This is a genomic window from Mesorhizobium sp. M7A.F.Ca.US.005.03.2.1, from assembly GCF_003997795.1.
Taxonomy (GTDB): Bacteria; Pseudomonadota; Alphaproteobacteria; order Rhizobiales; family Rhizobiaceae; genus Mesorhizobium; species Mesorhizobium ciceri.
The window spans coordinates 1-6520 of record NZ_RZRP01000322.1 but is presented as its reverse complement, the minus strand read 5'-3'; the positions used below and the strand labels follow the sequence as shown (position 1 = coordinate 6520).

Annotated in this window: 7 protein-coding genes and 1 pseudogene; 5 read left to right on the top strand and 3 right to left on the bottom strand. The window is 63.7% G+C overall.

Annotated elements, in window-relative coordinates:
* From EN991_RS18645 to EN991_RS18630, 5 genes and pseudogenes are all read left to right on the top strand, one after another.
* A pseudogene (locus EN991_RS18645) lies at nt 1–347 on the top strand (sulfatase); the annotation flags it as partial.
* Nucleotides 348–473: 126 nt separating this feature from the next.
* On the top strand, nt 474–1355 hold the full coding sequence (locus EN991_RS18640; RefSeq protein WP_063168594.1) for a DMT family transporter: 882 nt from the start codon (nt 474–476) through the stop codon (nt 1353–1355).
* 205 nt (nt 1356–1560) lie between these two features.
* Nucleotides 1561–2142, top strand: a complete 582-nt coding sequence (locus tag EN991_RS40970) for a hypothetical protein (RefSeq protein WP_245461005.1) — start codon at nt 1561–1563, stop codon at nt 2140–2142.
* Complete coding sequence (locus EN991_RS40965) at nt 2064–2519, top strand: helix-turn-helix transcriptional regulator (RefSeq protein WP_245461004.1); 456 nt, start codon at nt 2064–2066, stop codon at nt 2517–2519. The genes EN991_RS40970 and EN991_RS40965 overlap by 79 nt, the downstream gene beginning before the upstream one ends.
* Nucleotides 2520–2733: 214 nt before the next feature.
* Nucleotides 2734–3444, top strand: coding sequence for an outer membrane protein (locus EN991_RS18630; protein ID WP_164769187.1), 711 nt, complete (start codon nt 2734–2736; stop codon nt 3442–3444).
* A 394-nt stretch (nt 3445–3838) separates the two neighbouring features.
* On the opposite strand, the gene EN991_RS18625 is transcribed toward EN991_RS18630, so the two are convergent.
* The 3 genes from EN991_RS18625 to EN991_RS18615 form a co-directional block, all read right to left on the bottom strand.
* On the bottom strand, nt 3839–4762 hold the full coding sequence (locus tag EN991_RS18625; RefSeq protein ID WP_064993944.1) for an ABC transporter permease: 924 nt from the start codon (nt 4760–4762) through the stop codon (nt 3839–3841).
* Between the two features lie 14 nt (nt 4763–4776).
* Nucleotides 4777–5835 carry an ABC transporter permease gene (locus EN991_RS18620; protein WP_013530695.1) on the bottom strand — a complete coding sequence of 353 codons (1059 nt, stop codon included), beginning with the start codon at nt 5833–5835 and terminating at the stop codon, nt 4777–4779.
* A partial coding sequence (locus EN991_RS18615) for an ATP-binding cassette domain-containing protein (protein ID WP_127369278.1) occupies nt 5828–6520 on the bottom strand: 693 nt, incomplete at its 5' end. The genes EN991_RS18615 and EN991_RS18620, both read right to left, overlap by 8 nt.

The following is a 6520-nucleotide window of genomic DNA, read 5'->3' as shown; positions in this document are numbered from 1 at the left end:
GGCTGATGCTGCGCACCTATCATGACGGCTACAAGGATTTCGGCCCGGTCAGCCTGTTCAATCTGAGTGAGGATCCGCATGAGCAGCATGATCTCTCAGGCTCCCGAAGCGATGTGGTCGATCATGCCAGCCGGCTGCTCGAGGACTGGCGCAGCGCCATGGCCATCCGCAGCGACAGCGATGTCGACCCGCTGGTGACGGTGATCCGGGAAGGCGGGCCGTTCCATTGCCTTGGCGAGTTGCCGGCCTATCTCGAAAGACTGCGCCGGACCGGCCGCACCGATGCGGCAGCGGCCCTCGAGCAGCGCCACCCGGCACCGCCGCCACGGCGCAAATCCCTGAACTGACCGGCCGGCGGCACTTGGCCGTGCCCTAGCAGCCAGTTGCCGCTGCCTCACGACAGGCCGGCCGGTTCGCCCTATCTCCATGCCGCCGGTCGGGTTTGGACCCGGCGATATGGAGGATGGGATCACGTGACACCGACGCCGATTGCCCGTCGCGAAGCGGCGCCCTTGCCTGTCGCAGCACTGATGGGCGCCATGGTGTCGATCCAGATCGGCGCCACCTTCGCCAAAGGCCTGTTCCCGCAGATCGGCGCGCAAGGGACGACGACGCTCAGGCTGGTCATCGGTGCGCTGATGCTGATCGCGGTGCTGCGGCCCTGGCAGATGCGGCCCTCGCGTGCCACCATGCCGTGGCTGGTCGCTTATGGAGTGACGCTCGCCGCCCTCAACCTCCTGTTCTACGCAGCGCTGGCCAGGATTCCGCTCGGCATCGCGGTGGCGCTGGAGTTTACCGGCCCGCTTCTGGTGGCGACCTTGACTTCGCGACGCGCCAGCGACTTTGCCTGGATCGCGCTGGCGGTGGCCGGCATCCTGCTGTTGTCGCCCTTCGTTCGTTCCCTCGCGCCGCTTGATCCGATCGGGGTGATGCTGGCGCTGGCGGCCGGCGGCTTCTGGGCGCTCTACATCGTGCTGGCCCAGAAGGCCGGCGCGGAGCTTGGCACCCGCACCACCGCCTACGGCATGGCCATCGCCGCCGTGCTGGTGCTGCCCTTCGGTGTCGCCCAGGCGGGATCCGCGCTGCTGGCCCCGTCGATCCTGGTCAGCGCGCTACTCGTCGGCCTGTTTTCCAGCGCATTGCCGTTCTTCCTGGAGATGGTGGCGCTGACCCGCATGCCGGCGCGCATCTACGGCACGCTGACCTGCCTGGAGCCTGGGCTTGGTGCACTGGCCGGCTTCCTGTTCCTGCATGAAAGCCTGACCGCGACGCAACTGGCCGGGATCGCTGCCGTTGTTGTCGCCGCCTTCGGCACGGCGCTGACATCACGGCCGCCGGTTCCATCGCCGGAGTAGGGGAACGATTCGTCGGCACTGGGTATTTTCGAGTAATCCGAAATTCAGCCAGCCAGATCCGCGAAATCAGGCCAATCCTTGTTCAGGACGGCACTGAAATTGTCGCCTGGCGCACAAGTATTTCCGGCTCTGGACAGACCGTGATCTGGTCCAATACGGTGCGTGTCGAAGTGAAGACGCGATTGTAGAAAAGGCCGGTCGTCCCTTGCAAAAGAACGTCTTCTCATCGGCGGATCTGCCGCCGCATCTGGATCATCGCGCACGCTTCGCGCTCTGGCAGGACGTCCATGTCGCCGAGATATGGTCGGTCGAATACACGATTTCGGAAAGACTGTCGTTCGAAGCCGCGATCGAAGCCACCGCTGTCGGGTCGCTGGTGCTTGGGCAGATGGCCGGGACGATACGTCATGCCAGCCGCAAGGCGGGCAATATCGCCGCCGACGGTCGCGACGGCTATCTGTTGCTGGTCAACAATGGCGATACGGTGCTCAGCGGCACGCAGATCGGCCGCGATTATCACGTCGGCAAAGGCGAGGCCGCCCTGGTCTCGGCTTCGGAAGCGTTGCAGATGACCGGCGGCGACAGCAATGTCTGGGCCAATGTGGTGCTTCCCCGTGCCGTGCTGGAAAATGCCTTCGCTCATATAGAGGATCGGCTGGCGTTGACCGTCGGCGCCGACAATGAGGCGCTCGGCATGCTCAAGCGCTATTGCAGCTTCCTGGAAGCAGGCCCGGCCCTGGTCTCGCCCGACCTCATCGCCACGCCACCGAAACCATCGTCGACCTGATCGGCCTGGCGACCGGCGCCAAGGGCGAAGCGGCCGAACTGGCGGGCCTGCGCGGTCTGCGCGCGGCAAGGCTGCAGGCCATACTGCAGAAGATGCGGGACAATTTCGCCGATCCCGCCATTTCGGCGCAGGGCGTTGCCGGGCAATTGCGGCTCTCGGTCCGCTATGTCCATGACCTGCTGCAGGAAACCGGGGTGAGCTTTGCCGAGCGCATTCTCGAACTGCGCTTGCAGAGGGCGCATCGGATGCTGTCCGACAGGCGCAACGACCGCATGCGGATCAGCGAGATCGCGCTGCTCAGCGGTTTTTCCGACGTGTCCTATTTCAACCGCTGCTTCCGCCGCCGCTTCGGCTCGACGCCGGGCAGCGCCAGATAGTTTCCGACAGCCACCGAATGCACGGCGCGCCGATCGACTGAGGCTGAAAAGCCACACCGACCGGGAAAGCGCCGTGGTGCTTTCCCCGACAATTCGGGTGCGGCCCAGCCCAAGACGCGGCCGGCGGACAATGCAACACCGGATTTCTCGACAACAGCTGGATCTCCGCAGCTCATTTGTGCGGCGGGGAAGCAACATGGGGCGGCAGACAACAATGAAAATTCTTCTTCTCGCAACGGCCTTCATTCTCGCGCCGCTCGGTGTGGCGTGTGCGGCTGATATCAATGAGGTTTCGCCTGTTGCATCCGGCTACGACTGGTCCGGACTCTATGCCGGCGTCGACATCGGCTACGCGGCCGGAAAATCCAATCTGTTCATCGCCGGCGGCGGACTGGGCGGGGCCACCGATCTCAACGTTGGCGTCGATCCGGACGGATTTATCGGCGGCGTCCATATCGGCGCGAATTACCAGATGGAGAACAGCTTCGTGATCGGCGCCGAGGCCGACATTGCGTATGGCAACATAGATGGGCTGACGGCCCTCGACGCCGGCGGCGGCGGCGTCACCACGTTGCTCAAGAGCGAACTCAAATGGTCCGGGTCGGCGCGGCTGCGGGCCGGCTATGCTTTCGATCGGACCTTGCCCTACATCACTGCAGGCGTCGCTGCGGCCAAGTATGAGCTTATTGCGGTCAGCGCCGGTGGCCCTGCCGCCGAAGTAACGCTCCACAGCGACAGCCATGTCGGCTGGACCGTTGGCGCCGGCATCGAGCACGCCTTCACCGACAGGTGGATCGCTCGAGCTGAGTATCGCTACTCGGACTTCGGCAGCCAGGACCTCTCGGTGGCCGCCGGCCTGCCCACGGAAACCCATGTCGACCTCCAGACACAGGATATCCGGGTCGGGCTCAGCTACAAGTTCTGATCCGCTGAAGCTGCTGATCTCCCCCTTGAGGGGGGTGAGGAGTGGTCCGCGCAGCGGACGGAAAGCCAATCGCTTGGCTTTCCGAACGACGAACGCCTGGAACGAAAGCGAAGGGCCGGGTCCGGCAGGCCAGAGGGGGCGGTCCGGCTGGGCTCGGCCTGCTGTTGCGGATGACGTTGGCGCTTTACGCGCGGCGACCCCCTCTGTCGTCTCCGTGGCGCTTTGTTCTTGATCTCACGGTTAGTGGCACGCGAATAGGCGTCGAGCGGAGCCGCAGGGTCAGCGCCGGGCGAGGGGGGACGGCACAGACATCGGCGATCCTTGATGCTTGTCCATGAAATCCGCGAAGTCCAGAAGGATGCGGGCCGCGGAGCTCATGAACCGGGCAAGTTCCTTATTGTTTGTCTTGTCGTAGATAGACCCTGCCGAGGAAGGCCGGCTCGCCGGAGCGCCGGCCGCCCAATGAGCCTGCCACCAGCACGACAAGCGTCAGCAAGTACGGCAAAGTCATCATGAGATAGACAGGAACGTCGGCGCCTATGGCTTGTAGTCTAGGCACAAGCGCATCCGCGCTTCCGAAAAGAAGCGCACCCCAGAGAGCTCGAGCCGCGTTCCAGCGCGAAAAGATGACGAGCGCAACGGCAATCCAGCCGCGCGACGCGACCATTCCCTCCACCCAGACATGACTTGTGGCGACTGAGAGATAGGCTCCGGCGAGACCACAAAACAGCCCGGACGCCAGGACAGCCCCGAACTGAACCAGTTGCACGTCGATACCCGCGACATCCGCGGCGGCCGGGTTTTCCCCGACGGACCTCAACCTGAGGCCATGTCGGCTTTTGGAAAGCCACCACCAGAGCGCGCCGACCAGGGTCGGCAGCGCCAGCGTAACCGGGTCCTGCACCGCGAAAATGCGGCCGAATGCCGAACCGCGGTCTATCCCGAAGAGGTCGCCAAGTGTGGAAATGCCAGAAAAGGTCTTCTGCACGTAGGGTCGCCCCACGACCCCGGTGATGCCCAGTCCGATTGCGACGACGGCTAGGCCGGCGAGCGTATGATTGGCGCGCAAGGCGACTGTCGATATTCCAAACAGCAGAGCGAGAGCCATCGCGGCCGCTGAGCCGGCGGCAAGACCAACCCAAGGATCGGCTCCGGAAAGCACCGTCATCGCGCCGGTCATGGCACTGATCGCCATGAGCCCTTCCGCTCCAAGATTGAGAACGCCGGCTCTTTCGCAGATAATGAGGCCGAGGCTCGCCAGCAGCAACGGTGCCGCATAGCTCGGAATGATGGCAATCCAGCCGATCAGAAAATCCATGCAACTGTCCCTTCCTAGTTCTTGGGCCGTTTGAGCGAATAGGAGCTGAAGAACTGCGCCATCAAAATCGACATCAGTACCGCGCCTTGCATCAGCACGATCATCGCTTCGGAGATCGAGTAGAAAACCTTCAGGACATTCCCGGCGGTGAACACCGCGCCGAGCGCGAAAGAGATCACGACCACCCACAATGGCTTCGCGCGGGCCAGGTAGGCGATCACGATCGCGCTGAAGAGATAGCCGTTGCCGACGGACTGGTTGAGGCGGTGCTCCGTCCCCGCCACGATCATCATGCCGGCAACGCCTGAGAGAGCGCCGGAGAGCAGCACGAGCCCCACGGCTATGCTGAGCACCGGCAGGCCCGTGGCGAGCGCGGCCTTGGCGTTGAAACCTACAGCATCCGCGTAGAAGCCGACCCGGCTGTGTTCCATGACGAACCAGATGGACAATGCGATAACGGCGACCAGGAAGATTCCGGCATGCAACTGCCCCCATCCCAGAACGAGAAACCAGCTCGCCTCGGGAAAGGTGGCGGTCACGGGAAAGCTGTTGGAAGGGTCTCTCCAGACCCCGAACAGAAGATGCTGCACGAGCAGAAACGCGACGCTTCCCAGCAGCAGGGTCGAAATAACCTCGTTAACGCCCCACTTGAGTTTCAGAAAAAGCGGAATCGCAATCCAGGCGGCTCCCGCAAGCGCCGCCAGAACGAACATCGTCGGCAACCTCAGCACTTCAGGCCCGCTGCCGTTCAGCGCCACCCAGGTTGACGCGATCGCGCCGAGCCATAGCTGGCCCTCCACGCCGATGTTCCAAAACCGCACGCGCATGGCAACGCCGGAGGCGAGGCCGACTAGCACCAACGGTAAAGCGGCCGTCGCCGTCTGGGAGAGGCCGTCCGAGGTCAGAAAAGTTGCAATCAGGAACTCATCCACAAGAGCGCTTGCCGGCACGCCCGCATGCACGAGCAGCACCGCCGAAACCGTCAGCCCGACCAACAGTCCGCCAACATAACTGAGACTGGTCAACAAGAAGCCGGGATTTTGCCTGCGAACAAGGAAAGCTGTGTCAAGCATGGCCTGCTAAAAGGCCTCCTATCCATTCAGGCGTGACGTCGCCGGTCTGACGGCAGCCGGCGATCCTTCCTCTGTTCATGACGGCCACCCGATGGGACAGGGACATGACCTCCTGGAGATCCTCGCTGATCAGAAGGCAAGCCGCGCCGGCTTCCACAGCTCTGCGGATCGCCGATCGGACGAACTCGGCCGCTTTCATGTCCAGCCCGCGAGAAGGGGAATGCGCTATGAGAACCTTCAGGCCGTGATCGAGCTCCCGCGCGAGCAACACTTTCTGCGCGTTTCCTCCCGAGAGCAAAGAGGCCGGCCGTTCCGGCGTCGCGCCGCGGATATCGAACGCATCGATGGCCTCGGCGGCCTTCTCGCGCATCGCCCGCCGGCTCAGGAGAAACGGGCCGCCGAAGCTACCGCTGGCGACGGTCGTGAGCGCGAGATTGTCGGCAATGGAAAGCTCCCGGATCAACCCGCTGTCAAAGCGGTCGGAGGGGATGACGCGCAAGCCGGCCTCGCGGCGCTGGTCTGGCTTGGCGGTGGATATGTCCTGGCCATCCAGTACGATCGCGCCGGCGTCGGCGGAAACGGGCAGGAGGAACTCGTTGCCTGCCTTCTCGGACTCGACCGTGCCGGCGCCGGCGATGCCAAGGATTTCGCCTACATGCAGCTCGAACCCGAGATCGTTCAGGCT